Source organism: Bombilactobacillus bombi (assembly GCF_003522965.1).
Lineage (GTDB): Bacteria > Bacillota > Bacilli > Lactobacillales > Lactobacillaceae > Bombilactobacillus > Bombilactobacillus bombi.
Window position 1 is genome coordinate 251,038 of sequence record NZ_CP031513.1, and the last position, 26,413, is coordinate 277,450.

17 protein-coding genes, 28 tRNA genes and 3 rRNA genes are annotated in these 26,413 nt (G+C 38.7%); 42 read left to right on the forward strand and 6 right to left on the reverse strand.

Going from position 1 to position 26,413, the window contains the following annotated elements; translation table 11 throughout:
• Nucleotides 1-70 precede the first annotated feature (70 nt).
• The 3 genes from DS830_RS01290 to DS830_RS01300 are packed head-to-tail and all read left to right on the forward strand — an operon-like array spanning nt 71 to nt 3,180.
• Complete coding sequence (locus tag DS830_RS01290; protein ID WP_118899242.1) at nt 71-838, forward strand: ABC transporter ATP-binding protein; 768 nt, start codon at nt 71-73, stop codon at nt 836-838.
• On the forward strand, nt 835-2,763 hold the full coding sequence (locus DS830_RS01295) for an FtsX-like permease family protein (RefSeq protein WP_118907984.1): 1,929 nt from the start codon (nt 835-837) through the stop codon (nt 2,761-2,763). The genes DS830_RS01290 and DS830_RS01295 overlap by 4 nt, the downstream gene beginning before the upstream one ends.
• A 9-nt stretch (nt 2,764-2,772) precedes the next feature.
• A complete protein-coding gene (locus DS830_RS01300; RefSeq protein WP_118907985.1) occupies nt 2,773-3,180 on the forward strand; it encodes a DUF1093 domain-containing protein in 408 nt (135 codons plus the stop codon).
• A 175-nt stretch (nt 3,181-3,355) separates the two neighbouring features.
• Here the strand turns inward: DS830_RS01300 and DS830_RS01305 are convergent, their stop codons facing one another.
• Nucleotides 3,356-4,459, reverse strand: a complete 1,104-nt coding sequence (locus DS830_RS01305) for a M24 family metallopeptidase (protein WP_118899237.1) — start codon at nt 4,457-4,459, stop codon at nt 3,356-3,358.
• Nucleotides 4,460-4,620: 161 nt separating this feature from the next.
• Between DS830_RS01305 and ccpA the strand changes: the two genes are divergently transcribed.
• Nucleotides 4,621-5,631, forward strand: a complete 1,011-nt coding sequence (gene ccpA, locus DS830_RS01310) for a catabolite control protein A (RefSeq protein ID WP_118899235.1) — start codon at nt 4,621-4,623, stop codon at nt 5,629-5,631.
• Nucleotides 5,632-5,688: 57 nt separating this feature from the next.
• On the opposite strand, the gene DS830_RS01315 is transcribed toward ccpA, so the two are convergent.
• A complete protein-coding gene (locus DS830_RS01315; RefSeq protein ID WP_118907986.1) occupies nt 5,689-8,529 on the reverse strand; it encodes a transglycosylase domain-containing protein in 2,841 nt (946 codons plus the stop codon).
• 404 nt (nt 8,530-8,933) lie between these two features.
• Between DS830_RS01315 and DS830_RS01320 the strand changes: the two genes are divergently transcribed.
• The gene (locus DS830_RS01320) at nt 8,934-10,094 is read left to right on the forward strand and encodes an MFS transporter (RefSeq protein WP_118907987.1); all 1,161 of its coding nucleotides are present in this window, start codon (nt 8,934-8,936) and stop codon (nt 10,092-10,094) included.
• 72 nt (nt 10,095-10,166) lie between these two features.
• Here the strand turns inward: DS830_RS01320 and DS830_RS01325 are convergent, their stop codons facing one another.
• Nucleotides 10,167-11,312 (reverse strand): zinc-binding metallopeptidase family protein, encoded by a 1,146-nt coding sequence (locus DS830_RS01325; protein WP_118907988.1) that lies wholly within the window; start codon nt 11,310-11,312, stop codon nt 10,167-10,169.
• A gap of 14 nt (nt 11,313-11,326) precedes the next feature.
• On the reverse strand, nt 11,327-12,745 hold the full coding sequence (locus DS830_RS01330; RefSeq protein ID WP_118907989.1) for a glycerophosphodiester phosphodiesterase: 1,419 nt from the start codon (nt 12,743-12,745) through the stop codon (nt 11,327-11,329).
• Between the two features lie 26 nt (nt 12,746-12,771).
• On the opposite strand from DS830_RS01330, the gene DS830_RS01335 reads away from it, so the two are divergent.
• The 5 genes from DS830_RS01335 to DS830_RS01355 all read left to right on the forward strand — a co-directional run bounded on the left by DS830_RS01335 (nt 12,772) and on the right by DS830_RS01355 (nt 16,604).
• On the forward strand, nt 12,772-13,083 hold the full coding sequence (locus tag DS830_RS01335; protein WP_118899225.1) for a hypothetical protein: 312 nt from the start codon (nt 12,772-12,774) through the stop codon (nt 13,081-13,083).
• A gap of 95 nt (nt 13,084-13,178) precedes the next feature.
• Entirely contained in the window at nt 13,179-14,579 is a 1,401-nt protein-coding gene (locus DS830_RS01340; RefSeq protein WP_118907990.1) for a bifunctional metallophosphatase/5'-nucleotidase, read from the forward strand.
• Entirely contained in the window at nt 14,566-15,171 is a 606-nt protein-coding gene (locus DS830_RS01345) for a YutD family protein (RefSeq protein ID WP_118907991.1), read from the forward strand. Before DS830_RS01340 ends, DS830_RS01345 begins: the two co-directional genes overlap by 14 nt.
• Nucleotides 15,172-15,192: 21 nt before the next feature.
• Nucleotides 15,193-15,969 (forward strand): TIGR01457 family HAD-type hydrolase, encoded by a 777-nt coding sequence (locus tag DS830_RS01350; protein ID WP_118907992.1) that lies wholly within the window; start codon nt 15,193-15,195, stop codon nt 15,967-15,969.
• Between the two features lie 2 nt (nt 15,970-15,971).
• Nucleotides 15,972-16,604: a TIGR01906 family membrane protein gene (locus DS830_RS01355; RefSeq protein ID WP_162887469.1), complete on the forward strand. Its 633-nt coding sequence runs from the start codon at nt 15,972-15,974 to the stop codon at nt 16,602-16,604.
• Nucleotides 16,605-16,629: 25 nt separating this feature from the next.
• On the opposite strand, the gene DS830_RS01360 is transcribed toward DS830_RS01355, so the two are convergent.
• Nucleotides 16,630-17,265, reverse strand: coding sequence for a VTT domain-containing protein (locus tag DS830_RS01360; RefSeq protein ID WP_338024776.1), 636 nt, complete (start codon nt 17,263-17,265; stop codon nt 16,630-16,632).
• A 67-nt stretch (nt 17,266-17,332) separates the two neighbouring features.
• On the reverse strand, nt 17,333-18,322 hold the full coding sequence (locus DS830_RS01365) for an NAD(P)/FAD-dependent oxidoreductase (protein WP_162887470.1): 990 nt from the start codon (nt 18,320-18,322) through the stop codon (nt 17,333-17,335).
• 75 nt (nt 18,323-18,397) lie between these two features.
• On the opposite strand from DS830_RS01365, the gene DS830_RS01370 reads away from it, so the two are divergent.
• The 32 genes from DS830_RS01370 (at nt 18,398) to DS830_RS01525 (ending at nt 26,389) form a co-directional block, all read left to right on the forward strand.
• Nucleotides 18,398-18,766 (forward strand): CvfD/Ygs/GSP13 family RNA-binding post-transcriptional regulator, encoded by a 369-nt coding sequence (locus tag DS830_RS01370; protein ID WP_118907995.1) that lies wholly within the window; start codon nt 18,398-18,400, stop codon nt 18,764-18,766.
• A 306-nt stretch (nt 18,767-19,072) separates the two neighbouring features.
• Nucleotides 19,073-20,628, forward strand: a 16S ribosomal RNA gene (locus tag DS830_RS01375).
• Nucleotides 20,629-20,722: 94 nt separating this feature from the next.
• A tRNA-Ile gene (locus DS830_RS01380) sits at nt 20,723-20,796 on the forward strand.
• Nucleotides 20,797-20,810: 14 nt separating this feature from the next.
• Nucleotides 20,811-20,882: transfer RNA gene (locus DS830_RS01385), tRNA-Ala, on the forward strand.
• 124 nt (nt 20,883-21,006) lie between these two features.
• Nucleotides 21,007-23,912: ribosomal RNA gene (locus DS830_RS01390) — 23S ribosomal RNA — on the forward strand.
• A 60-nt stretch (nt 23,913-23,972) separates the two neighbouring features.
• Nucleotides 23,973-24,089: ribosomal RNA gene (gene rrf / locus DS830_RS01395) — 5S ribosomal RNA — on the forward strand.
• Together the 16S, 23S and 5S rRNA genes with 28 tRNA genes alongside form the textbook arrangement of a ribosomal RNA operon.
• Before the next feature lie 13 nt (nt 24,090-24,102).
• Nucleotides 24,103-24,175 (forward strand) — tRNA-Val (locus DS830_RS01400).
• 2 nt (nt 24,176-24,177) lie between these two features.
• Nucleotides 24,178-24,250 (forward strand) — tRNA-Lys (locus DS830_RS01405).
• A gap of 4 nt (nt 24,251-24,254) precedes the next feature.
• Nucleotides 24,255-24,337, forward strand: a tRNA-Leu gene (locus DS830_RS01410).
• 44 nt (nt 24,338-24,381) lie between these two features.
• A tRNA-Thr gene (locus DS830_RS01415) sits at nt 24,382-24,454 on the forward strand.
• 4 nt (nt 24,455-24,458) lie between these two features.
• Nucleotides 24,459-24,530, forward strand: a tRNA-Gly gene (locus DS830_RS01420).
• 11 nt (nt 24,531-24,541) lie between these two features.
• Nucleotides 24,542-24,627: transfer RNA gene (locus DS830_RS01425), tRNA-Leu, on the forward strand.
• A 13-nt stretch (nt 24,628-24,640) separates the two neighbouring features.
• Nucleotides 24,641-24,714, forward strand: a tRNA-Arg gene (locus DS830_RS01430).
• Nucleotides 24,715-24,721: 7 nt separating this feature from the next.
• Nucleotides 24,722-24,795 (forward strand) — tRNA-Pro (locus DS830_RS01435).
• A 20-nt stretch (nt 24,796-24,815) separates the two neighbouring features.
• Nucleotides 24,816-24,889 (forward strand) — tRNA-Met (locus DS830_RS01440).
• A 4-nt stretch (nt 24,890-24,893) separates the two neighbouring features.
• Nucleotides 24,894-24,967: transfer RNA gene (locus DS830_RS01445), tRNA-Ile, on the forward strand.
• 41 nt (nt 24,968-25,008) lie between these two features.
• A tRNA-Met gene (locus tag DS830_RS01450) sits at nt 25,009-25,082 on the forward strand.
• A 2-nt stretch (nt 25,083-25,084) separates the two neighbouring features.
• Nucleotides 25,085-25,158: transfer RNA gene (locus DS830_RS01455), tRNA-Asp, on the forward strand.
• Between the two features lie 6 nt (nt 25,159-25,164).
• Nucleotides 25,165-25,237, forward strand: a tRNA-Phe gene (locus DS830_RS01460).
• Nucleotides 25,238-25,253: 16 nt separating this feature from the next.
• Nucleotides 25,254-25,324: transfer RNA gene (locus DS830_RS01465), tRNA-Gly, on the forward strand.
• A gap of 2 nt (nt 25,325-25,326) precedes the next feature.
• Nucleotides 25,327-25,401 (forward strand) — tRNA-Ile (locus DS830_RS01470).
• A 2-nt stretch (nt 25,402-25,403) separates the two neighbouring features.
• Nucleotides 25,404-25,491 (forward strand) — tRNA-Ser (locus tag DS830_RS01475).
• Nucleotides 25,492-25,528: 37 nt separating this feature from the next.
• Nucleotides 25,529-25,616: transfer RNA gene (locus DS830_RS01480), tRNA-Ser, on the forward strand.
• A gap of 18 nt (nt 25,617-25,634) precedes the next feature.
• Nucleotides 25,635-25,708, forward strand: a tRNA-Met gene (locus tag DS830_RS01485).
• Between the two features lie 2 nt (nt 25,709-25,710).
• Nucleotides 25,711-25,784 (forward strand) — tRNA-Asp (locus tag DS830_RS01490).
• A 6-nt stretch (nt 25,785-25,790) separates the two neighbouring features.
• Nucleotides 25,791-25,863 (forward strand) — tRNA-Phe (locus DS830_RS01495).
• A gap of 5 nt (nt 25,864-25,868) precedes the next feature.
• A tRNA-Tyr gene (locus DS830_RS01500) sits at nt 25,869-25,951 on the forward strand.
• Nucleotides 25,952-25,958: 7 nt separating this feature from the next.
• A tRNA-Trp gene (locus tag DS830_RS01505) sits at nt 25,959-26,029 on the forward strand.
• Between the two features lie 14 nt (nt 26,030-26,043).
• Nucleotides 26,044-26,117: transfer RNA gene (locus DS830_RS01510), tRNA-His, on the forward strand.
• A gap of 8 nt (nt 26,118-26,125) precedes the next feature.
• A tRNA-Gln gene (locus tag DS830_RS01515) sits at nt 26,126-26,197 on the forward strand.
• 9 nt (nt 26,198-26,206) lie between these two features.
• Nucleotides 26,207-26,277, forward strand: a tRNA-Cys gene (locus DS830_RS01520).
• 27 nt (nt 26,278-26,304) lie between these two features.
• Nucleotides 26,305-26,389, forward strand: a tRNA-Leu gene (locus DS830_RS01525).
• The last annotated feature ends 24 nt before the right edge of the window (nt 26,390-26,413 follow it).

A 26,413-nucleotide genomic window follows, 5' to 3' on the forward strand; every position in this document is an offset into this window, starting at 1 on the left:
TGTAAGCCATGATAGTTCCTCTTAAACTAAACCTGTAAGTTAAATTACTTACAGTCATAGGAGGTTAGTCATGGCTTTATTATTTTTGCAAGATATTAAAAAAAGTTTTCATCAGTCCCAAGATGGTCCTCAAGTAGAAGTCTTAAAAAGTATTTCTTTATCTGTCGATAAAGGCGAATATGTAGCAATTATGGGTGAATCTGGTTCTGGGAAAACTACCTTATTGAATATAATTGCAACATTAGATCAAGCAACTACAGGTACAATCAAAATCAATAAGCAAGATCTTAATGAGTTATCAGAAAATAAGCGTGCCATTTTTCGTAGAAAACATTTAGGTTTCGTTTTTCAAAATTTCAATTTGTTAAATACTTTTAATAACCAGGACAACATTCTATTACCTTTGGTTTTAGACAAAGTACCCTATAAAAGAATGGAAAATAAATTATTACCTTTGGCAAAGTCTTTGAATATTTCTGATTTACTTCAGAGATATCCTTATGAAATTTCTGGTGGTCAAAGACAGCGCGTAGCGGCAGCACGAGCTTTGATTACGAATCCGGAATTAATTTTGGCAGATGAACCTACGGGAGCCTTGGACTCGTATAACTCAGAATTGTTATTAGATTTGTTTGAACAAATAAATCGGCAGGGACAAACAATTCTTATGGTAACCCACAGTGCCGCTGCTGCTAGTCATTCGCAAAGAACACTATTTATTAAAGATGGTCGGATTTTTCATGAAGTAATTCAGGGACAACAGTCTAAAAAACAATATCTACAACAGATTACCGAAAGTGCGACAATGCTATTAAATGTTGGGGGGACTGTTCAGTGATTCAATGGAAATTAGCGACACATACGATTACAAAGAATCGTGAACAATATTTACCTTTTATCCTAGCTAGTACCATGTTAATAGCAGTTAATTATATTTTTTGGTCGACTACATTAAATACTAGTTTAAAACGAACTATTAACGGTAATGTTGCAGTTAATCTAATGTTTTTGGGTACAATTTTTGTCACATTAATATCAATTATTTTAATGCTGTATATTAATCGCTTTCTAATAAAACAAGAACTAAATGAGCTAGCTTTATATAATATGTTGGGCTTTGCAGTTAAAGATCTGAAAAAAATTCTTTTAATACAAGTTATACTTCTATTTATGATTAGTACTAGTCTGGGATTAGTTTGTGGGGTAGTTTTTGGAAAAATATTTTTCCTAGTACTCAATGCTTTAGTACAAGGTTCACATATAGTTGAACAGTTTAAAATAAGCAGTTTTGTGCTAGTTATATTAACGTTTGGCGGCATTTTCTTGCTATTATTTTTAAATGATATAAAGAATATTTATAAGATTAGTCCTGCTAATTTGTGGCAGGAGAGTCAAAAGGCTGAGAGTGAGCCTCAAGGTAATTTACTCGGAGGGATAATCGGGATTGCTCTTTTGACATGGGGCTATGGGATTGCTGTCAGAACTCAACCTAATATGAAATCAATGCTTCGCTTCATGTTAGCAATTATTATAGTCGTCTTAGGAACTTATCTATTCTTTATATTTTCTAGTATTGTGTTCTTAAAGTTTCTTAAAAACCAAAAAAAGTTTTATTATCAGCCTAGTCATTTTATTTCAATCTCCGATATGTTGTATAGGATGAAACAAAATGGCGCCAGCCTAGCTTCTATTTGTTTACTCTGTACTGCAGTTTTAGTAACAATAGTTGGCACAATGAGTTTGTATGTTGGTCAAGAACACCTAATAAATAATTGGAATCCTTATGATTTTGTGATTTCCCAAAAGACACCAGTTTCGCAAAATGCATATAAACTATTGGAACAGACAGCTACTGAACAACATGTAAAAATAAAATCAATTCATAAATTGGCAATTACTACACCAGTACCGATAAGTATCAAAAATACCGGCATTACTCCTGGTTTTAAGGGAGCCAGTCACCAAATGGCAACTTTAACCGTTGGTAACTACAATCAGTTAGAAAATACCAATTATCATTTATCGCCTCACAAAATATTGATTTATAGTGAAGATAAACCAATAATTCCAAAGAAAATGTTTATTAATGGACAAGAATATCAAACCCAGGTAATATCACACTTTAACTTTGCATTTAGTTATCAGCGCTCCACTTTAAAACCACTGTTTATTATAACCGCTAATCAAAAAATTGCTCAGAGTGTGAATCCAAATTCCTGGTTATACGTACTTGGCTTTAATACGGGTGGTACTACCAAACAAGTAAATAAGTTTGCTGTAAAATTGCCAGGAGCTTTACGATTAAAGACCGATAATTATTCGGCAATTCCAATAGTTAAAAAGGCAATCCATGCTTTGTTTGGGAGCTTATTATTTATTGGTGGTTTAATCAGTCTCACCATGATCTTAGTTACTGCATTATTAATTTATTATAAACAAATTTCTGAAGGATATGCCGATCGGGCAAGGTTTCAAACAATGCAGGAAGTTGGGTTAAGTTTGGATGAGACTAAGCAAGCTATTAGAAGCCAGGTATTAACATTATTTATGTTTCCGATTTTAGGAGCAGTGATTAATCTAATGTTTGCTTTTCCTGCTATAAAAAATTCGTTATCGTTATTTTCTATGTATAACTTGCGTTTATTAGTGGTTGTGACATTAGTGACATTATTTTTATTGATAACATATTACTTAGTAATTTATGGTTTGACTACCAAAATTTATACCAAAATTGTAGAGCAACGATCACACAATTTGGAGTAGGAGGTACGAATGAAAAAGTTTTTTTCGAGTATTTTGGTAATATTAGTGATTATTTGTTTTTTACCTTTTGTTCTTCCACTATTAACGCATGATCAAACTAATAAGTTGGCAATGGTAGTAGACTCCATCAATCCAATCTTATCAAAAAAGGAGTTATATGCCAAAGTGGCTACATCCAAACCCTTTATTATTGAAAAGCCCCAGCGAGTTAGTCAAGAAAAGAATTATTTATATCGTGTAACAGCTTATGATAAAAATGGAAAGTCCCGCAAATTATTATGTAAATCTTTTGGTCAGCCAGCCAAAATTCAAGTCGGAGATTATCTTTTAATTAAAGCTAAAGGTCAGACTGTAAAGTTTTGGAAAATAATTAATAGAAATAAAATCCCTAAAAATATCATTCAAGAGATGAACTAATTAGCCATTATTATCAAGATAAAACTGAAAGGAGGTGATAACTATAATAGAATTTAGATAGAAGTTAGTATCATTCATATTATTGTTAATTGCGGCAAGATAAAAATACAGATTTAAATTATTTTTTATTATGTAAAAAAATGACCACTATTAGGTGGTCATTTTAAATTCTCAATTATTTAATTGGTAAAATTTGTAATTCTTTTGTGGTATGGGTAAATGGTTCATTACCATCTTTAGTGAGATAAATACAATCTTCAATTCTGACGCCTGCTACACCTTGGATATAAATTCCCGGTTCAATGGAGAAGCACATACCAGGCTTAAGAACCATATCATTGCCTTCCATAATTGAAGGAAATTCATGAGTAGAAGTACCAATACCATGTCCTAAGCGATGAATGAAATATTCACCGTATCCAGCATCTGTAATAATTTTACGTGCAACCGCATCTAATTCAGCTGCGGTAATTCCTGGCTTGGCAGCATCCATAGCTGCTAATTGAGCCTCTAAACAAACATTATAGATATCTTTTTGCTTATCAGTAGGCTCACCAAAGGCCACTGTCCGTGAAGCATCACTCATATAGCCTTTGTTCACTGTTCCTAAATCAAAAAGGGTCAAAGCATTAGCTTGAATCTGAGTTTTTTCAGGGCCACCATGAGGATCAGCAGCATTCACTCCAGATTGGACAATAGTATCAAAGCTAGTATGCATAACACCTTTTTTCATTAAGCCATATTCAATTTCAGCTACTACTTGTTGTTCAGTTCTAGCTGTTGACAAAGCCTCAAAGCCTAGCTTGAATGCATAGTCAGCTTGTTCACCAGCTTCTTTCATAATAGCAATTTCATCAGGTGTCTTAAATAATTTTAATTGATCTAAAAATTCTGAGGCATTGCCAGGGAAAGTTGCAGTAGGAAATTGCTTTTGAATAGCTTCATAGCGTTGGTAGGGTAGGTCAGCTTTTTCAATAGCCCATTTGGTAGTATTATTTGTGCGTTCTTTAATGTGGCTAGCAATAATTGCAAAGGGATCTTCATGATCTAAATAACCATAAACATCATGGCTCCAACCAGCCTTTTTAGCCGCTTCCACTTCTAGTTGTGGGGTAAATAAAAATGGTTCAGCTTCAGGGAAAACAAATAAGGCTAATACTCTTTCTTCAGGATCGCTGCTAAATCCAGTAAAATACATGATATCAACGGGATTACTAATATAAGCAACATCATAATGAGAATCAGCAACCCATTTTTGTAAATTCTGTAAGTGATTCATACACAAGACCTCCTAATTTCTTACTAAAATTATAGCACTTTTACAATAAAATTATCATTGAAAGCCTGAAGCGCTTGCAATTGTTTCTGTTTTTTGATAAATTAGTTATGAAAATCTTTGAAAAGAGTAGTTTTCAGAAAATGTAAATCGAGGTAGTTTTTATGAATAAATCAGACAAGGAAATCACTATTACCGACGTTGCTCGCCAAGCAGGTGTGTCAATGGCAACGGTTTCTCGTGTTGTGAACGGTAACAATAATGTCAAAGAAACAACGCGAAAGAAAGTTATGGAAGTTATTGATAAATTACATTATCGTCCTAATGCAGTGGCGCGAGGATTAGCAAGTAAGAAGAGTACTACTATTGGTGTTATTTTGCCAAGTATGACTGATTTGTTATATGCTAATTTAGCTAAAGGGATTGATGATGTTGCTTCCATGTATAAATACAATATTATTTTAACTAGTTTAAAAAATGGTATTGGTAGCGAACAACAACTTTTTAATGATTTATTAGCTAAACAAGTTGACGGTATTATATATATGGGTGAAGATATTTCCAATGTTCTTTACAAAGAAATGTCCAATTCCCGTGTTCCGATTGTTTTTGCTGGTGCCATTGATCCTGATGGTGAATTTGCCAGTGTCAATATTGATTATGTAACTGCAGTACGGGATGTCATTAAGCTGTTAATTGATTCTGGCAATCAAAAAATTGCCATGGTTACTGGTAATTTAGATAGCCCTATTAATAGTAAATACCGACTCAAGGGTTATCAACAAGCATTAGAACAAGCAGGGCTGAAATATTCTTCAGCTAATGTTTTTGAAACTGTTTATAACTTGACAGCAGGTGCTGCTGCTTGGGATGCAATTCATGATAGTGGGGCTACTGCAGCCTATGTTTCTAATGATTTGTTAGCTGCTGGTGTTTTAAACGCTGCTTTAGATGCTGGAGTGAGAATTCCAGAAGATTTTGAATTAGTTACTGGCAGCAATACCATTTTATGTGATGTAACACGCCCGCAAATGACCTCAATTGCGCAACCTTTATATGATATTGGAGCAGTGGCTATGCGGATGTTAACTAAATTGATGAACGATGAAAATATTCAAGATAAAACCATTCGCTTACCTTATAGCTTAATTAAGCGCGGTACTACTAAAAATTAAGACAAATAAAAAGACAATGCCTGTCAAAATTCATGCATTGTCTTTTTTTGTCTCAATCTAAGGAGCAGTTGAGCCACCGGTAGCAGTAGCTGTAGTAGTACTTTCGTTGGCAGTTGCTGTAGTGTTTTCGCTAGTATTGCCACCATTGGGTGTGGTAACAGCAGGAGTATTAGGTGTGGTAGTTGAGGGATAGTTGTTATAGCCATTGCCATTATTTCCACCGAATCCACTAGTTGTTGAATTCGTATAAGAATTATTGCTTTCACTATTAGTACTACTTTGAGAATTGTTACCCCAAACCGTACCTGAATAGTTACCAAATATCGAATTTGACGTAAATGATTGCCCATAACCGATGCCATTGCGATGACTGGATTTGTTAGTCTTATCGCTAAGGTAGTTAGTGACTCCATAACCATTAATTTTACCAAAATAATGATCCCAAAATAGCTTATAATTACTATCCTTACCGCCAATTCCAAAATGTTTGCTTAAAGGTTTGGCGTGTGTTTTATAGAATAAACTGGTGGAAGTAGGACTAGATAGGTAAGTTTTATAACCTTCATAAACAGTACTTCCTGGTAAGGTTCCCGTTTCAGTTAATACTTTTTGCTCGTTGACAGTAGTAGGTTGAGCCATTTTCTGATCAGCTTGCAAAATTTGTGGGTTTACTTGATAAACGCTATTTATGAGATTGGCCCAGAGACTTTGGTTGGTTTCTGTTGAATCATCAGCCAGATTATAATTGTGGCCATAAAGGTTATCATAACCAATCCAAGAAGCTAAAGTGACACCAGGTGTACTACCAATAAACCAATTATCACGAAAGTCATTTGAAGTTCCGGTTTTACCAAAGGTATTCTTGTAATTAAAGTTTAATTGATAGGTCAAAGAGGAAGCTGTTCCTTCTGTAATGACAGAATGCATCATTTTTTGCATAATGTATGAAGTCCCTGGTTGAAAGACACGTTGCTTTTTGGTTGGATGCTTATAAATGACATGATGATTAACATCAGTAATCTTATCAATGTAATAAGGAGTAACATGCACGCCTTGATTGGCAAAAGTCGAAAAGGCACTGGCAGCTTGAGCTACAGTAAAACCATTCCGTGTTCCTCCTAAGGCAATTCCGAGTTCTTGATATTCCTGATTGCTAAGCTTGAGCCCCATTTTATCCATATAAGGTTTAGGATTAGTACTTTTTTGTAACTGACGATACAAGTTAACCGCAGGAATATTTAGAGACTGTTCTAAAGCCTTATCTGCTGGAACAAATTTATTAGCAATTGTATTATCAAAATCTGTAGGAGCGTATTTTTTAAATTTAGCTTTAAAATCTGCCAACATCGTTTTGCTGCCGATAAGTCCTTGCTCAACAGCAGGAGCATAGACTAACATTGGTTTGATAGAAGATCCTGGCGAACGCTGGGTATCAAAAGCGTGATTCAATTGATTTTCTTGAAAATCTTGCCCACCAACAAATCCTAAAACAGCTCCAGTATGATTATCAATCAAAACACTCCCGTTTTGAACAGGTTCTTTGACTTGAACAATTTTGCCGGTATTAGGATCGGTGGCAGTAGACTGGTGAACTGTTCCCAATAAGTTAGCATTTTGCTGAAAGGCACTTTGCATATTGTCATAAATATTCTTATCAATAGTTGAATGCACTTGATAATCATGTTCACGCATTAGTCGGTTGGCTCTTTGACTATACGCCTGATAAACATCTTTATCCTTAATAACATCAGCGTATTTGACATTATCTTCTTTAGCTAACTGTTTGATAAGGTGAGTTTGTAGTTGCTCAGTTAGTAAGTTATAAAGATACCCATATTTAATTTTAGTTTTGGGAGCAGGTTGATGAGCAGCAAATTGCGAAGGTAAGTCGACTTTTTTAGCAGCTTGGTATTGAGATTTAGTAATATCATTATTCCGATACATTCTAAACAAAACTACATTTTTGCGCCGTAATCCTAAAGCAATATTAGGGCTAACCCGGCCTTCATCATCATAAGGTGTGTAAACAGAAGGGCTCTGAGGCAAACCGGCGATAAAAGCAGCTTGGGCTAAGGTAAGATTGTTGGCATTAGTGTTAAAAATTCCTTGTGCAGCAGTCTGGACACCAGCAATATTTTGACCGCGATTATTCCGACCCATAGGGGCAACATTTAAATAAGATTCGAGAATTTGGTCCTTAGTAAAATGCTTTTCAAGTCTAGTAGCTAATAAAATTTCAGTAGCTTTACGCTTCCAAGTAGTTTCTGAAGATAATAACTGCATTTTAACTAATTGCTGAGTTAAAGTCGAACCACCTGTCTGGGTACCAAACCCTGTAATTTCTGAGATAATAGCACGAAAGATTGATTTGGGCACGACCCCATGATGTCGATAAAAGTTCTCATCTTCAGTAGCAACGACTGCTTTTTTAAGATTAGGAGATATTTGATTAAAAGCCACTTTTTGGCGTCTAATGTCACTAGGTACTCGTTCCATTTTAACGTTATGTGCGAAATATAAAGTAGTTGATTGATCTACTTTTTCAATTTGATTGCGTAAACTAGTGTTGCTTTGGATGGGTTCTTGTTTAATAATGGCGCAAAAATATCCGGTTGCTAAACCTAAGCCTAACCCCATAAGTAAAATAAAACCAACGATAGCTGAAAGTATTAATTTGCGGATAACACCAATGGTTAGATTGATTTTGCCAGCTAGGGTAGTAGGTAAATCTTCTTTATTAACTACAGCATATTTTTGTGGCTGTGGTTGTTTATTGTCAATAAAATGATTTTGCTTAGGGTGCTTTTGTGCGTGAACGCCGATAGGTTCACTAGTGTCTAAAAAACGATTTTTGAAATTTTTAAAAATACGTTCCCACCAAGGATCTCGCTTACTCAAGAATAAAACCTACCTTTTATATTTGTCTTTAATATTATATAACAAGATAATTTTTCTGTATGCCTTACGAGAAAATTTTCTATTTTTCTTAAGTTTAATAGTTATTATTGTTCTTTATCATTACATAAGCTTAAGAGGAAGGCAACCAATAAATGAAAGGTCTTTTAAACTAATAATTTAATTATTAGTTGAGCCCAAACCTAGCGGTCTATCGAAAAAATTTTCGTGGATGTCATGAATGACCAAATAGCTGCTTGCGAAAAAACATTGTACATAATTTCACTGTTTAAGCAACAAGCTGTGTATTTGGTTTTATAATATGTTAGCATAGTACTAATGCTTTTACGGGAGCGCTTGGTGTTTTTTACTAGGCGTTTTATTTTATCTAAGGTAAGGTGCTGCTGATGAATAAAGAAACAAAGCGTGCAATTTATATTTTGATTTTTGGTAATTTTTTGATTTGTTTAGGAATTAGTCTGGTAATTCCTGTCGAACCATTTATCAAAAAAATGTACGGCTATTCAACAACGGATATTGGTATCATGACCTCTTTGTATGCTTTTGCGCAGTTTATTGCCTCGCCAATTATAGGGCGTGCTTCTGATCGTATTGGGCGCAAGTCTGTTATTGTTTGCGGTTTATCACTTTATATGATTTCCGAGGCTATTTTTGCTTTGTCTAATAGTCTCTGGCTTTTTGATATTTCCCGAATTATTGGGGGGCTTTCTGCAGCCATGTTTATGCCCACTTCGATGGCGATGGCTGCCGACTTAACTGATAAAAAGAATCGGGCCAAGGTCATTGGCTGGATTTCTGCTGCTTTTAGTGGAGGCTTAATCTTAGGCCCTGGTATTGGGGGTATGTTAGCTAATTTCTCAATTAAAACTCCGTTTTGGGCTGCAGCAGTTTTAGGTTTATTAAGTATGATTTTTACGCTGATATTTTTGGTGGATGAGCCAGTTGCAAAAATCCCAACTACTCAAAAGGTTAATTGGCATAAATTCTTAACACCGATGATGATTATTTTGTTTGCAATGATTTTTATTTCGTCATTTGGTTTACAAGGTTTTGAAAGTATTTATAGTATTTATGTTAATCAAGTTTTTAAATTTAGTATGGCGACAATTGCTTTGGTGCTTACCTTAAACGGAATTTCTTCATTATTCTTTCAAATTGTAATGTTTGATTGGTTAACACAGAAGTTGGGTGAATTACGTTTAATTGGGATTTGTTTTTTGTTAGGTGGAGTGTGTACAGTTTGGATTACACAAGCTCATAGTCACTTAGAAGTCATTGTAGCTACCTTAATTGTTTTCACTGCTTTTGATGTTTTGCGCCCAGCGATTACAACACTTTTAACGAAAACTAGTCAAGCCAATCAAGGATTAATTAACGGTTTAAATATGTCTTTGACCAGTGTTGGTAATGTTGTAGGTCCCATTATGTCTGGGGTTTTAATGGATCTTAATCCGCACATTCCTTATGTAGTGGTAGCAATTATTCTATTTATTTCATTTGTTATCACACTGATAGTGCAGAAGTTTGCTCGTTCTCAAGTAAAATAATTAACCATTTTTTAATATGAAAGAGGGCTGAGATAAAATTTATCTCAGCCCTCTTATTTGAGTTCAGCGAATTTATTTGGAACTAGCAATATTGCTTAAAATTTCCGCATCAATTGCAGTTAATGTTATTAAAGAAGACTGGTTCTGGGAGATGTTAGGTAATAAATTGCCAAAAGAAAAACTATTCTTTAAAAGCGCACTATAAACACTAGGGCGCAAGCTTAGACTATCTGCTGCGATGCCTGTTTGGGTTTGATAGGCTTGTAAAACTTTTTTAATTAACGGATTAGAATTAATTTTTAGATTACCATCTTGATAATTAGTAGTAAAAGTCACATGATATTTAAAACTGAGCGATTGACATCTTTGATAAAAAGATTTTTGTTGTTCTGGTGATAGTTTCTTTAAGTTAACCTGAATAGTACCGCCACTGGTACGATGATAAATTATTTTCATAGTTTGGGGATTAGTAAGATGGTGCAGCAAATAATTTAAAACTTGTAAAAAATTTTGACTACTTTCATCAAGATTAAGTTGGAGCAAAAAAGAACATAATAACTGCTGTGATTTGAGCGAGTCCTGGGAAATATTGTTAATTGTGACTGTCACTTGACGTTCAGCAATATCTAAATGGCCTTGAATCTGGTGGTAATTAATAAAGTTAAACCACTTTTGATGGATATCACGCCAATTAACTGTTAATAGTTGAGCTTGTACCTTGTGACTGAGATTAAAGTTTATTTGTTCTAAACAAGAGCTAACAGGAGTTGTAATCGGCAAAAATTGAAAATAAAAAATAGTAGTATTGTCGTAAGGTGAATTGTTGGCAGTCACGATACTTGCACCAGGGGCTGCTTCACGAGCTAAATAATCATTTAAAGCGTGGTTTTCGTCGTCCTTATCAGTAGAAATAATTAAACGTAATCTCTGATGAATTGAGCAATTACTGTTTTTTAAAAGTTTAAAAGCTTGATAAGCAGCCACAACTTGTTCAGGGCGATTTTGAATATCATTAACTAAAATAGCAAAAATATATTCACCGTGACCATATTCAATTTGTCCTATATTTGGCGTAATCACTTTGGTTTTAAAAAAATCATTTTGCCCCCACTTTAAAGTTTGGGTAATAATTTGTTGCGGATAAGAAAGATGTTTTAATTGTTCTAGATTTTGTGTAAGATTGCTTTCTGCGTTAATAGCCAGTTTTTGCCAGTTCATAAGAATCCTTTCTTTTAATGCTGAAGGGGAAAATAATGATCGATATCATCTAGATTTGGGAGAATCTGTTGGGGATAAGTTACAGCCGGCAATATCGAAATAGGATTGACTTTGGTTTTGGGTTGTGGCAGCCAAGCCCGTAAATTTAACTGTAATGAAATGTTATTTTGAGCCGGGGAACGCTTTTTTTCTATTTGTGGTGCTAATTGTTGTGGTTCTGGACACGCATTAATTAAGAGATTATTTAAGTTGGTCCAGCCAAAATTATTTAATTGAGCATAGCTTTGACCATTCACATTTTGCAAAGCTGTTATATGATAAACTTGATTAAATAGCAAGGTACCAATCTTGTTGTGATTAGCAGAAGGATTGTCCCACAGTGTCCGATTTACTAAGGTATTTTTCAAGACTGCTTTTTGTTGCCAAAAAGGTGCCAAGTTATGAATTAAATCGGTTTGCACCAATCCGGACATATTAATAAAGCGATTTGCATCAATTTGAAAGAAGACCTGATTTTGCACATTAACAATTTTTTGCACATGAACTGTGGTTAATGGCGACAACATCCCTTTTTGTGGTGCTTGAGGATAAGGGTTTTCCCAAAGCGGTGCTGCTTGTTCATTATAATAAACTGCATCAAAATTAGCATCATCTTGTTGCGAATGTTGAGTCAATCTTTGATAATAAGCAGCAGTTGCAGGAAAATTCGTCACGACGCCGTCAATAGGTAAGTTCACAAGCCAATTCCATTGCTTGGGGTTTTCATTCATTTCGTCCCAAACATAGACTTGTTGACCAATAGCGTGGAGTTGGTTAATTAATTGTGGATTTAATAAGGAGGATGAAACATTTACTGCATTAGAATATTGAAAAACTTCAAAGTCTAATCGTCCTAGACTGCCGGCAATAAATATCCGAGGAATTTCGGGCATTAATTCTTGTAGATTCTTTAAACTTGCCAAGGAAAAGGAATGAACCATAACCCGATTTTGCATTTGATACTTTTTGATTGCATTAACTAAGAGTAATTCCATATTTTGCGGATTACCGTGTTTGGTTTTTTTAGTTTCAATTAAAAATTTAACATTGGGTTCTTTTTGATAATGAGCAAATAACTCATCTAAGGTGTAAATACTTTGACCATTACTTTGCTTTAATTGCGTTAGTTGACTAGCAGAATGTTCTGAAACAATAACATTTTGCCCAGTTACGCGAAAAAGGTTGCGATCATGAGAAATAACTAACTGATTATCATTAGATTCGTGAACATCTAACTCCACCCACTGAGCACCTTCACCAATAGCAGTGTCGATACTTTGAAAACTTTCTTCAGGCGCTTTAATTGGATCACCTCGGTGGCCAACAACGATAAACCCAGTATTAGAAATAAATAAAATTAATAGTAAAATAGTAATTGAAAACTTTTTAAACATAATTGACCTCACCTAGGAGCTATAGTATGCAAGAATATCAAACTTTAGATTTAATCGAGCAAATTACTCGTAATAATGATAGTAAATATTTTGAATTAGGAAATATTTTTCTGAATGGTCGAGCGGAATTGGCAGCTGAGCGAGGATTTATTAAAGAAGTTCGAATTTTAGAGCTTAACATCCCTCGTTCGACAGCTGTTAAAACTTATGAAAAATATATCAATGATCATTATACATTTCCAGATGTTGATTTTGACCATTGGGAAGAATGGGACAAACCTGCTGGCAAAATTCAAGACGCCTTTAACGAAATCTTACGGGCAAATCACATTAATTAAATCTATTTGAAGATAAAGCAGTTATTCTCTGCCGTCAATTTTATCATGAAATGAGAGCGAGAATTTGAAAAAAGTATTATGAAGGAGGATCTGCTGTGGAACAATTGCATATTATTCATACTAATGACTTGCATTCTCATTTTGAAAATTTCCCCCGAATTGCTCGTTATATTAAGCAGCAGCGCTTGTTAGATCAACAACAGCAGCGGCAAACTTTTTTATTTGATATTGGGGATGCTTCTGATCGAGTGCATCCTTTGACCGAGGCTACAATGGCTCAAGCTAATATTGAATGGATGAATCAACAGCATTATGATGCAGCAACGATTGGTAATAGTGAAGGGTTATATTATAATCATTCAATCCTAGAGCATATGTATGATCACGCTAATTTTCCGATAATTTTGGACAATTTGTATGAGAAAAATGGCAACCTACCAGCATTTGTACAACAATCAAAAATTTTTACTACTAAAGTAGGTACTAAAATCGGCCTTTTAGGTTTAACAGCACCTTATATGTTGACTTATCCGCTTTTAGATTGGAATATTAAATTAGTTCAAGATGTACTACCGGCTTTAATTAATAAACTTCGACCCCAAGTAGATATTTTAATTTTGTTGTCACATTTAGGTATTAATACCGACCGCTATCTTTGTCAAAAATATCCCCAATTAGATTTGATTATTGGAGGACACAGTCACCACTTATTGCCAAAAGGAGAGCTGCATGCAACAACCTTATTGACTGCTGCGCAAAAGTATGGACATTATATTGGTAATATTTATTTGACAGTCAACAATCATCAAGTTCAGTCAACAACGGCTCATACCATCGAAACAACAACAATACCAGAACAGGTCGAAGATAAGCAAATTATTGCCAACTATCAAAATCAGGGTGAAAACTTGCTGAAATCACGATTAGTGGCACATTTACCTTACCAATTAGATGCTAGTTCAACTGGAGCTCATCCAGCTATAAATACTGCTTTAAAAGCGATTGAGTGGGCAACAAACACACCAGCAGCAATGCTAAGTACTGGATTGTTTTTAACAGATTTGGCAGCAGGAGTAATTACTGAGAATGATTTGCATCAACAATTACCACATGCTATTCATTTGATGAAAACTACTCTTTCAGGGCGAGAATTCTGGCGATTAATGATGGAAGTTACCAAAAATCGTAATTTTTTGCGTAATTTTCCACAGAAGGGGATGGGCTTTCGAGGAAAAATATTTGGCGATCTTGTGCTTGATGGAGTTGCTGTTAATGAAGCAACCCGCCAAGTTTTTTATCAGGGACAAGAATTAATTCCAGATAAAGAATATAGCATTGCTTTATTAGATCATTATTTATTTATTCCCTTTTTTCCAACATTGCAGATTGTTGGTGATAATCAACTTATTTATCCTGATTTTTTGAGAACGACCTTTGCTAAGTATTTAGCACTAAAATATCCTTTAAAGGCTGGTGAGAAAAATGGCAGCAAATGATTCTGTGAAAGATTCTAAAAAAGATTCCATATTGAGTAAAAGTATCGCACACGCAATTGCAGCTTCAAGCGATGAAACAGAAGCTGAAGTAGTTGCGGATGTAGTTCAAGTGCGGGATAACAAAGTTAAAATAAATCAAGATGTATATACCGTTGCTATTAATCAGGGCGATAATTTAGATACACGACGTTTAGCGATGCGTTATAATGCGGTTTTACGTAAATACGATTATATTGTTGGCGATTGGGGATATGGACAGTTAAGGCTACGGGGCTTTTATGACAATGAGCGGCCACAGGCTAAAATTGATCAAAAAATAGCAACGTTGCAAGATTATTTGTTAGAGTATTGTAATTTTGGCTGTGACTATTTTGTTTTGGAGCGAGAACAAAAAGAACCCCTAGAACCAACTAAACGCACGATTATTCAAAAGAAAAGTATTAAACATAATCATCATAAACAAACTCCTAAATATCGCAGGCGGCGCGTCAATGACAATAAGTCAGCACTGTCCAATAGTAAGCCACCGTCTAAAATTAACGCTAACAAAACACATAAGAAAGCACCATTTAAAATACGAAATTTAAAATAACTAATGTTGAGGAAATTAATTATGGGAAAATACCAAGGATATTTAATAGATTTAGATGGAACAATTTATCGTGGGCGGCAGCCAATAGCTGCCGCTCATCGTTTTGTTAAACGGTTACAGGACAAGAATGTGCCGTTTGCTTTTTTGACTAATAATACGACAAAAACACCACAACAAGTAGTTGCTAATTTAAGTCAAAATCATCAAATAAATGTTTTGGAAAATCAAATCATTACACCATCTTTAGCCACAGCAAGTTATTTAATTGCAGATAGTGATGATATTACGCAAAAATCATGTTATATTATTGGGCAAATGGGATTGCAATCTGCTATTTTTGCAACCGGCATTAAGTATGATGAAAATAATCCTGATTATGTAATTGTCGGTTTGGATTTTGATGTAACTTATCATAAATTTGAATTGGCTACTTTAGCTATTAAACGGGGTGCAAAGTTTATTGGGACTAATGCCGATACTAATTTGCCTAATGAACGTGGACTAGTACCCGGTGCTGGTTCTTTGATTTCACTAGTAGAAACTGCCACACAGCAAAAGGCAATTTATATAGGTAAACCGCAACGAACAATTGCTGATTATGCCTTGAAGGTCAAAGGTTGGCAACGCGATAAAGTTGCAATTATTGGCGATAATTACAATACTGATATTAAGTGCGGGTTGAATTCCAATATTGATACTATTTTAGTTTATACTGGAGTCAGCACACCTGAACAAGTCGCTCAGCAAAATAAGCAACCAACTTATCAAATTCAGAGTTTGGATGAATGGGATGTTTAAGTATGCTCTTTTTAAATTTTATTTTTGATCTTACCTTAGCTTTATTTACTATAACCAGTGCAGTTATGGTTACAATTATAGCTAGTAATTTAATTTTTTGGCTTGATGCACATTATTTGCAATTAGATTTAGTTGTTAATCTTAGTCAAAAACAAATCTGGCATAATTATCAACAAGTGCTGGATTATTTAACGCGTCCTTGGATTTCAAAACTAAAAATGACAAATTTTTACTCCTCAGCTTCCGGTTTGGAACATTTTCGAGAAGTTAAAATTTTATTTATTTTGGCGCTTGTGGTATGGATTTTATGTTTAATTTTACTGACTTGGTGGTGGAAAAAAAGTCAATTGCAGACCTTAACAGTCATTAATAATCGATTTATTATGGGTTTAGGATTGATATTTGTAGTTGTGGCCTTTCTAGCTGCCATTGATTTCGATGATATATTTATTGCTTTTCATCGGCTTTTATTTAGAAATAACGATTGGCTATTTGATCCAAATACAGATCCCATAATCAAGATATTACCCGATACATTTTTCGCGCATTGTTTTTTATTTGCATTTGTAGTATTTGAATTATTAGTATTTAGTTTTTGGCTTTACGGACACAAAAAAAGCAAACAGGTTACTTAAGGCCTAGTTTGCTTTTTTTGTTTTGCTAAGAAGCTTTTTTGGATTTGATAAAACCAATCAATGCTGGCAAAACAGAAATAAAAATAATTCCTAAAACAATCATGGAAAAATGTTCTTGAACAAAAGGTAAATTACCAAATAAATGCCCACAAACAAGACATAAACTAACCCAAATAAAAGAACCAATTAGGTTGTAATGAAGAAATTTTCTATATGATAACGCACCGCCACCGGCGACAAAGGGGACAAAAGTTCTTACAATGGGAATAAAACGGCCCAAAGCAATTGCCTTACCACCATGTTTATCAAAAAATTCTTGTGCTTGGAGCAAATATTCTGGTTTAACAAATTTGTGAAACCAAGATTTATTTTGGAGCCATTGGTTTAAATACTTGCTGATAAAAAAGTTACTTGAATCTCCACCAATAGCAGCTACTAAGAAAAGAATAAACAAAATCCAAAAATTTAGTTTACTGTCATTGTTAGCGGCTAGTGCGGCAGCTGCAAATAAAAGGGAATCACCTGGCAAAAAAGGTAAAATAACAGCTCCAGTTTCGACAAAAATGATTAAAAATAAAATAATATAGGACCAGTTGCCAAATTGATTGACTAAACCAGCTAAATGGTGGTCAACATTCATAATAAAATCAATTAATTGCATAATTGCTCCTTTGTAGAGTGATTTAATCAATATTTTAACTGTTTTGACACTTAATTAAAAATTAAATTTAATTAAACATGGAAGAACTGTGACCAAAATGAGTTTTTTGAGGATAAAGTTCTTCAATAGCACTGTTGACTGCAATTGGACCTTCAGCAAATCCTAAAGCAATAAGACGCTGTTTACCAGGATAAATAATAGCATCACCAGCGCCATAAACTTGCGGTAAATTAGTTTGCATTTGCGAATTGACTGTTATAAAAGGTCCTTGTAAGTTGAGACCCCACTGGCGTAATAAGCGAGAATCGTTGGTCATACCATAGTTAACTAATAGTTTATCAACAACAATCTGATTAATTGTTTTATCGCCAACAGTCTTATAGGTAACAGTTAATTTTTCAGAATCAAGATTACGCTGAATTCCTGTAATAATATTAGGAGTTAATAATTTAACTTTTGAAGAATTCAACATTCTTACGCTTGATTCCAATGCTCGAAATTGCTCTCTTCGATGTAAAAGATACGTTGTATGAGCAACTTTATCAATTTCTAAAGCCCAATCTACGGCTGCATCGCCGCCACCAGCAACCAAAACATCACAATCGTGATACTCATTAATATCTTTAACAAAATAATTAAGCTGCTTGCCTTCTAATGCAGAATCATAATCAAAAGCTAATTTGCGTGGTTTAAATGGACCGTTGCCAATTGTAACAATAATTGCACGTGCGTAAAGATCATTTTGTTGATTAGTTATTATGCGATAACAATCATCTAATTTTTCAAAATTTTGCACAGTGGTTTCTAGACAAGTCTCATAAGTAAAATGATCATCATTTACTAATAAGCTTTTTGTCAATTCGACACCGCTAACACCAAATTTTCCTGCAACATCATAAATTTTTTTTTGTGCATATAAATTACTTGGTTGACCTCCAAGTGTGGGCATACTTTCAATTAAGACAGTTTGTAAATCACGCATTGCTGCATAAAAGGCTGTAAATATACCTACTGGTCCACCACCAATAACAGCAACATCAAATATTTTTTTTGTCACCAAATTCACCTCATTAATTTATAATATACTTAACTAGCATACTATATGTTAAGCTTAAATTCGGAGGAAGTGTTTATGAAATTAAAAATTGGTGATATTGTAACTGGTAAAATTTCGGGAATTAGAACTTATGGGGCATTCGTTAACATTGATGGTGTCGCTGAACAAGGATTGATTCATATATCGGAATGTAAAAATGGCTATGTAACTAATTTGGAACAAATTTTTCAATTAGGTCAAACAGTCAAAGTTGTGATTTTAGATATTGATGAATATACTGGAAAAATCAGTTTATCAACTAGAGCTCTACAAAAAACATCATATAATCCGGAACATTATCATAAAAAAAGGTATTGGACTAATTATAAAAATAAAATTGGTTTTCAAACAATTGCTGCTATGAAGCCAATTTGGGTACAAGAAGTATTAAAAAATATAAATTAATTCAATTTTTTTGAAAAAAGTACTTGCGCTAGAGTAAAAAAGTTGGTAAGATATTTTCTGTTGTCACGGAGAGCAAAAAGAGAGCTAAAAGAACAAAGCGATAAAGATAAAAAAAGTTCTTGACAAGCCACCGAGCAGCTGATATAATAAAACAGCTGCTAAATGACAGCGAAGGTTGATCTTTGAAAACTGAATAAAGTTTCTAAACGCAAAAGTGCAGGGTTCAATAAGAACCTGTCAATGAGAAAAGCAATAAAGAAAAGACAAGAACGCGAGTTCAAGTCATGAGCAAGAGAAAGAACTACAAAAAATGAGAGTTTGATCCTGGCTCAGGACGAACGCTGGCGGCGTGCCTAATACATGCAAGTCGAGCGAGTGAAATTAAGGAAGTCTTCGGGCGGAATTAATGGAACGAGCGGCGGATGGGTGAGTAACACGTAGGTAACCTACCCTAAAGCGGGGGATACCATCTGGAAACAGGTGCTAATACCGCATAAACCTTCTGGTCACATGACGAGAAGTTGAAAGACGGTTTCGGCTGTCACTTTAGGATGGACCTGCGGCGTATTAGCTAGTTGGTGGAGTAACGGTTCACCAAGGCAATGATACGTAGCCGACCTGAGAGGGTAATCGGCCACATTGGGACTGAGACACGGCCCAAACTCCTACGGGAGGCAGCAGTAGGGAATCTTCCACAATGGACGCAAGTCTGATGGAGCAACGCCGCGTGGATGAAGAAGGTTTTCGGATCGTAAAATCCTGTTGTTGAAGAAGAACGGGTGTGAGAGTAACTGCTCACATCGTGACGGTAATCAACCAGAAAGTCACGGCTAACTACGTGCCAGCAGCCGCGGTAATACGTAGGTGGCAAGCGTTGTCCGGATTTATTGGGCGTAAAGGGAGCGCAGGCGGTCTGTTAAGTCTGAATGTGAAAGCCCTCAGCTTAACTGAGGAAGAGCATCAGAAACTGGCAGACTTGAGTGCAGAAGAGGAGAGTGGAACTCCATGTGTAGCGGTGAAATGCGTAGATATATGGAAGAACACCAGTGGCGAAGGCGGCTCTCTGGTCTGTAACTGACGCTGAGGCTCGAAAGCATGGGTAGCGAACAGGATTAGATACCCTGGTAGTCCATGCCGTAAACGATGAGTGCTAAGTGTTGGGAGGTTTCCGCCTCTCAGTGCTGCAGCTAACGCATTAAGCACTCCGCCTGGGAGTACGACCGCAAGGTTGAAACTCAAAGGAATTGACGGGGCCCGCACAAGCGGTGGAGCATGTGGTTTAATTCGAAGCAACGCGAAGAACCTTACCAGGTCTTGACATCTCCTGCAAGTCTAAGAGATTAGAGGTTCCTTCGGGACAGGAAGACAGGTGGTGCATGGTTGTCGTCAGCTCGTGTCGTGAGATGTTGGGTTAAGTCCCGCAACGAGCGCAACCCTTGTTACTAGTTGCCAGCATTAAGTTGGGCACTCTAGTGAGACTGCCGGTGACAAACCGGAGGAAGGTGGGGACGACGTCAAATCATCATGCCCCTTATGACCTGGGCTACACACGTGCTACAATGGATGGTACAATGAGAAGCGAACTCGCGAGGGCAAGCATATCTCTTAAAACCATTCTCAGTTCGGATTGCAGGCTGCAACTCGCCTGCATGAAGCTGGTGCGGGTTGAATTCCAAGATCAGCATGCCGCGGTGAATACGTTCCCGGCCTTGTACACACCGCCCGTCACACCATGAGAGTTTGTAACACCCAAAGCCGGTGGGGTAACCCGTAAGGGAGCAGCCGTCTAAGGTGGACAAATGATTAGGGTGAAGTCGTAACAAGGTAGCCGTAGGAGAACCTGCGGCTGGATCACCTCCTTTCTAAGGAAAATAAACGGAAGCACTTTGTAGAAACTTTGTTCAGTTTTGAGAGGTCAACTCTCAAACAAAGAATAAAACGAGTGGCAAAAGCTTTTGGCCTATAGCTCAGCTGGTTAGAGCGCACGCCTGATAAGCGTGAGGTCGATGGTTCAAGTCCATTTAGGCCATCGATCCAAAAATATGGGGTTTAGCTCAGATGGGAGAGCGCCTGCTTTGCACGCAGGAGGTCATCGGTTCGATCCCGTTAACCTCCATTGGCAGGAAACTGTCAATGATACCTTTGAACCTTGAAAACTGAATATTAAGAGAAACGATATGCAAAAGTATATCACGAGAAACTGCGCGAATCGAGAGATTCAAGAAAAGAAGTAAGAAATAGGTTAAGATGATAAGGGCGCACGGTGGATGCCTAGGCACTAGGAGCCGATGAAGGACGGAACAAACACCGAAATGCTTCGGGAGCTGTAAGTAAGCGAAGAACCGGAGATATCCGAATGGGGAACCCGGCTGAGGTCAAGCTCAGTCACACATTAATGAAATGAAGTAGTTAATGTGGGGAAGACGTGGTGAACTGAAACATCTAAGTAGCCACAGGAAGAGAAAGAAAAATCGATTTCCGGAGTAGCGGCGAGCGAAAAGGAAAGAGCCCAAACCAACGAGCATGCTTGTTGGGTAGTAGGACTGGTAGACGAGGAAAAAGGCTTGCGATAGTCGAAGCAGTTGGGAAGCTGCACCGAAGAAAGTGACAGTCTTGTAGACGAAATCAAGAGCACTCAACCAGGATCCTGAGTACGCGGGGCACGTGAAACCCCGTCGGAATCTGGGAGGACCATCTCCCAAGGCTAAATACTCCCTAGTGACCGATAGTGAACTAGTACCGTGAGGGAAAGGTGAAAAGCACCCGGGAGGGGAGTGTAATAGATCCTGAAACCGTGTGCCTACAAGTAGTCAGAGCTCGTTAAAGAGTGATGGCGTGCCTTTTGTAGAATGAACCGGCGAGTTACGTTAAATTGCGAGGTTAAGTTGAGAAGACGGAGCCGCAGCGAAAGCGAGTCTGAATAGGGCGCAAAGTAGTTTGACGTAGACCCGAAACCAAGTGACCTACCCATGTCCAGGTTGAAGGTGCGGTAAAACGCACTGGAGGACCGAACCCACGTAAGTTGAAAATTGCGGGGATGAGGTGTGGGTAGCGGTGAAATTCCAAACGAACTTGGAGATAGCTGGTTCTCTCCGAAATAGCTTTAGGGCTAGCCTCGGGAAGAGGATTATGGAGGTAGAGCACTGTTTGGACTAGGGCCCATCAAGGGTTACTGAATTCAGATAAACTCCGAATGCCATTAATCTATACCCGGGAGTCAGACTATGAGTGATAAGATCCGTAGTCGAAAGGGGAACAGCCCAGATCACCAGTTAAGGTCCCAAAATCCATACTAAGTGGAAAAGGAAGTGGAGCTGCATAGACAACTAGGATGTTGGCTTAGAAGCAGCAATGCATTCAAAGAGTGCGTAATAGCTCACTAGTCGAGTGACTCTGCGCCGAAATGTACCGGGCTAAGTATGGTACCGAAACTGTGGGTGTAACTAGAAATAGTTATGCGATAGGAGAGCGTTGTAAGCACGAAGAAGCCAGATCGTGAGGACTGGTGGAGCGCTTAGAAGTGAGAATGCCGGTATGAGTAGCGAAAGACCAGTGAGAATCTGGTCCACCGAATGACTAAGGATTCCTGGGGAAGGCTCGTCCGCCCAGGGTAAGTCGGGACTAAGACGAGGCGAAAGGCGTAGCCGATGGAAAACAGGTTGAGATTCCTGTACTGATCAGTTCTGTTTGAGCAATGGAGGGACGCAGGAGATAAACGTGAGCATGCAGCTGGAAAGCATGTCCAAGCAGTGAGTCTGGGAGTGAGTTAAATGCTTACTTCTAAGGACGAGCTGTGATGGGGAGCGAAATATAAGTAGCGAAGCACGAGAGTCACACTGCCAAGAAAAGCTTCTAGTGAGGAACTGGTTACCCGTACCGCAAACCGACACAGGTAGTCGAGATGAGAATTCTAAGGTGAGCGAGTGAACTATTGTTAAGGAACTCGGCAAAATGGCCCCGTAACTTCGGGAGAAGGGGTGCTGGTGTAAGAGCCAGCCGCAGTGAAAAGGCCCAAACAACTGTTTATCAAAAACACAGGTCTCTGCCAAATCGAAAGATGACGTATAGGGGCTGACGCCTGCCCGGTGCTGGAAGGTTAAGAGGAGAGCTTAGCGTAAGCGAAGGTTTGAATTGAAGCCCCAGTAAACGGCGGCCGTAACTATAACGGTCCTAAGGTAGCGAAATTCCTTGTCGGGTAAGTTCCGACCTGCACGAAAGGCGTAATGATTTGGGCACTGTCTCAACAATAGACTCGGTGAAATTATAATACCCGTGAAGATGCGGGTTACCCGCGACAGGACGGAAAGACCCCATGGAGCTTTACTGTAGCTTGATATTGAATTTTTGTGTAACATGTACAGGATAGGTAGGAGCCGAAGAGGTCGGTACGCTAGTATCGACGGAGGCACTGGTGGGATACTACCCTTGTTAGATGAAGGTTCTAACCCGCGCCATTGAAGCATGGCGGGAGACAGTGTCAGGTGGGCAGTTTGACTGGGGCGGTCGCCTCCTAAACAGTAACGGAGGCGCCCAAAGGTTCCCTCAGAATGGTTGGAAATCATTCGCAGAGTGTAAAGGCAGAAGGGAGCTTGACTGTGAGACAGACAAGTCGAGCAGGGACGAAAGTCGGGCTTAATGATCCGGTGGCACCGTATGGAAGGGCCATCGCTCAACGGATAAAAGCTACCCTGGGGATAACAGGCTTATCTCCCCCAAGAGTTCACATCGACGGGGAGGTTTGGCACCTCGATGTCGGCTCATCGCATCCTGGGGCTGTAGTCGGTCCCAAGGGTTGGGCTGTTCGCCCATTAAAGCGGTACGCGAGCTGGGTTCAGAACGTCGTGAGACAGTTCGGTCCCTATCCGTCGCGGGCGGAGGAAATTTGCGAGGATCTGTCCTTAGTACGAGAGGACCGGGATGGACATACCGCTGGTGCACCAGTTGTTCTGCCAAGAGCATCGCTGGGTAGCTATGTATGGAAGGGATAAACGCTGAAAGCATCTAAGTGTGAAACCCACCTCAAGATGAGATTTCCCATTCAGTAATGAAGTAAGACCCCTCAAAGAAGATGAGGTAGATAGGTTGCGCGTGGAAGGTTAGTGATAATTGGAGCGGAGCAATACTAATCGGTCGAGGGCTTAACCGAGCGCAGAACGGACTCTTAATATTCAGTTTTGAGGGAACGAAGGTTCTTTCAGAGGCAAAGTGTGGTGGCGATAGCGAGAAGGATACACCTGTTCTCATGCCGAACACAGAAGTTAAGCTTCTCAGCGCCGAGAGTAGTTGGTGGGAAACTACCTGCGAGGCTAGGACGCTGCCACGCTTTGATTCTCATTGGAAGTTTAGCTCAGTTGGGAGAGCGTCTGCCTTACAAGCAGAGGGTCACAGGTTCGAGCCCTGTAACTTCCATTGAGTCGCTAGCTCAGTTGGTAGAGCAACGGCCTTTTAAGCCGTGGGTCGTGGGTCCGAGCCCCACGCGACTCATTATGCGGGTGTGGCGGAATTGGCAGACGCGCTAGATTTAGGTTCTAGTGTCCATTGGACGTATGGGTTCAAGTCCCTTCTCCCGCACTTGCATAGTTCTTTGAAATTGTGTATATTATCTTTATTGTATTGCCGACTTAGCTCAGCTGGCAGAGCATCTGTCTTGTAAACAGGGGGTCGGAGGTTCGAATCCTCTAGTCGGCACTACGCGGAAGTAGTTCAGTGGTAGAACATCACCTTGCCATGGTGGGGGTCGCGGGTTCGAATCCCGTCTTCCGCTTTCATTATTTTGCCGGGGTGGCGGAACTGGCAGACGCACAGGACTTAAAATCCTGCGGTAAGTGATTACCGTACCGGTTCGATTCCGGTCCTCGGCATTATAATGAATTTGCACCCATAGCGCAATTGGATAGAGTGTCTGACTACGAATCAGAAGGTTGTAGGTTCGACTCCTACTGGGTGCATCAATTTCGGGAAGTGGCTCAGTTTGGTAGAGCACCTGGTTTGGGACCAGGGGGTCGCAGGTTCGAATCCTGTCTTCCCGATTAGCATATTCTGCTAATTTGGCGGTGTAGCTCAGCTGGCTAGAGCGTCCGGTTCATACCCGGGAGGTCGGGGGTTCGATCCCCTTCGCCGCTATTTCGGACCTTTAGCTCAGTTGGTTAGAGCAAACGGCTCATAACCGTTCGGTCGTAGGTTCGAGTCCTACAAGGTCCACTATATTGTTTTGGATCCTTGCTTAGTTTCAAATTTATTATCGCGGGATGGAGCAGTCTGGTAGCTCGTCGGGCTCATAACCCGAAGGTCGTAGGTTCAAATCCTTCTCCCGCAATTGGTCCTATGGTGTAGTTGGTTATCACGCCTGCCTGTCACGCAGGAGATCACCGGTTCAAGTCCGGTTAGGACCGTATAATGGCTCGGTAGCTCAGTCGGTAGAGCAATGGATTGAAGCTCCATGTGTCGGCAGTTCGATTCTGTCCCGCGCCATTGTAATTATTAATTTGCGGGTGTAGTTTAGTGGTAAAACCACAGCCTTCCAAGCTGTTGTCGCGAGTCCGATTCTCGTCACCCGCTTTGGGCCTATAGCTCAGCTGGTTTAGAGCGCACGCCTGATAAGCGTGAGGTCGATGGTTCAAGTCCATTTAGGCCCATTGGAGAAGTACTCAAGTGGCTGAAGAGGCGCCCCTGCTAAGGGTGTAGGTCGCGCAAGCGGCGCGAGGGTTCAAATCCCTCCTTCTCCGTAGGAAATTTTTTTCCGATACTATTATGGTGAATTTTGGAGGATTACCCAAGTGGCTTAAGGGAACGGTCTTGAAAACCGTCAGGCGTGTAACAGCGTGCGTGGGTTCAAATCCCACATCCTCCTTAGTTTCAAATTTATTATCGCGGGATGGAGCAGTCTGGTAGCTCGTCGGGCTCATAACCCGAAGGTCGTAGGTTCAAATCCTTCTCCCGCAATTGGTCCTATGGTGTAGTTGGTTATCACGCCTGCCTGTCACGCAGGAGATCACCGGTTCAAGTCCGGTTAGGACCGTATAATGGCTCGGTAGCTCAGTCGGTAGAGCAATGGATTGAAGCTCCATGTGTCGGCAGTTCGATTCTGTCCCGCGCCATTTATGGAAGGGTAGCGAAGTCTGGCTAAACGCGGCGGACTGTAAATCCGCTCCTTCGGGTTCGGTGGTTCGAATCCACTCCCTTCCATTTTAATAGGGATATAGTTTAAAGGTAGAACTACGGTCTCCAAAACCGTCGGTGTGGGTTCAATTCCTACTATCCCTGTTAATATTGTTTTGGCGGTATTGGTGAAGTTGGTTAACACACCGGTTTGTGGCACCGGCATACATGAGTTCGAGTCTCATATACCGCCCTTTTTAATGGGTTATAGCCAAGTGGTAAGGCAATGGACTTTGACTCCATTATGCGCTGGTTCGAATCCAGCTAACCCAATTTTTGTCTGGCGGTATAGCCAAGTGGTAAGGCAGAGGTCTGCAAAACCTTCATCACCGGTTCAAATCCGGTTACCGCCTTTGGCTATTAGCCAGTTGATTATTTTTGCCGGTGTGGCGGAATTGGCAGACGCGCTGGATTCAAAATCCAGTTCCTGTTAAAGGAGTATCGGTTCGACCCCGATCACCGGTATTAGGTTGCATTTTGGAGTTTTAT

Excerpts from the sequence above, each read along its gene's own strand:
- DS830_RS01290 (WP_118899242.1), top strand. The coding sequence starts at position 71 with ATGGCTTTATTATTTTTGCAAGATATTAAAAAAAGTTTTCATCAGTCC.
- DS830_RS01300 (WP_118907985.1), top strand. The coding sequence starts at position 2,773 with ATGAAAAAGTTTTTTTCGAGTATTTTGGTAATATTAGTGATTATTTGT.
- DS830_RS01305 (WP_118899237.1), bottom strand. The coding sequence starts at position 4,459 with ATGAATCACTTACAGAATTTACAAAAATGGGTTGCTGATTCTCATTAT.
- ccpA (WP_118899235.1), top strand. The coding sequence starts at position 4,621 with ATGAATAAATCAGACAAGGAAATCACTATTACCGACGTTGCTCGCCAA.
- DS830_RS01320 (WP_118907987.1), top strand. The coding sequence starts at position 8,934 with ATGAATAAAGAAACAAAGCGTGCAATTTATATTTTGATTTTTGGTAAT.
- DS830_RS01325 (WP_118907988.1), bottom strand. The coding sequence starts at position 11,312 with ATGAACTGGCAAAAACTGGCTATTAACGCAGAAAGCAATCTTACACAA.
- DS830_RS01330 (WP_118907989.1), bottom strand. The coding sequence starts at position 12,745 with ATGTTTAAAAAGTTTTCAATTACTATTTTACTATTAATTTTATTTATT.
- DS830_RS01335 (WP_118899225.1), top strand. The coding sequence starts at position 12,772 with ATGCAAGAATATCAAACTTTAGATTTAATCGAGCAAATTACTCGTAAT.
- DS830_RS01345 (WP_118907991.1), top strand. The coding sequence starts at position 14,566 with ATGGCAGCAAATGATTCTGTGAAAGATTCTAAAAAAGATTCCATATTG.
- DS830_RS01350 (WP_118907992.1), top strand. The coding sequence starts at position 15,193 with ATGGGAAAATACCAAGGATATTTAATAGATTTAGATGGAACAATTTAT.
- DS830_RS01355 (WP_162887469.1), top strand. The coding sequence starts at position 15,972 with ATGCTCTTTTTAAATTTTATTTTTGATCTTACCTTAGCTTTATTTACT.
- DS830_RS01360 (WP_338024776.1), bottom strand. The coding sequence starts at position 17,265 with ATGCAATTAATTGATTTTATTATGAATGTTGACCACCATTTAGCTGGT.
- DS830_RS01370 (WP_118907995.1), top strand. The coding sequence starts at position 18,398 with ATGAAATTAAAAATTGGTGATATTGTAACTGGTAAAATTTCGGGAATT.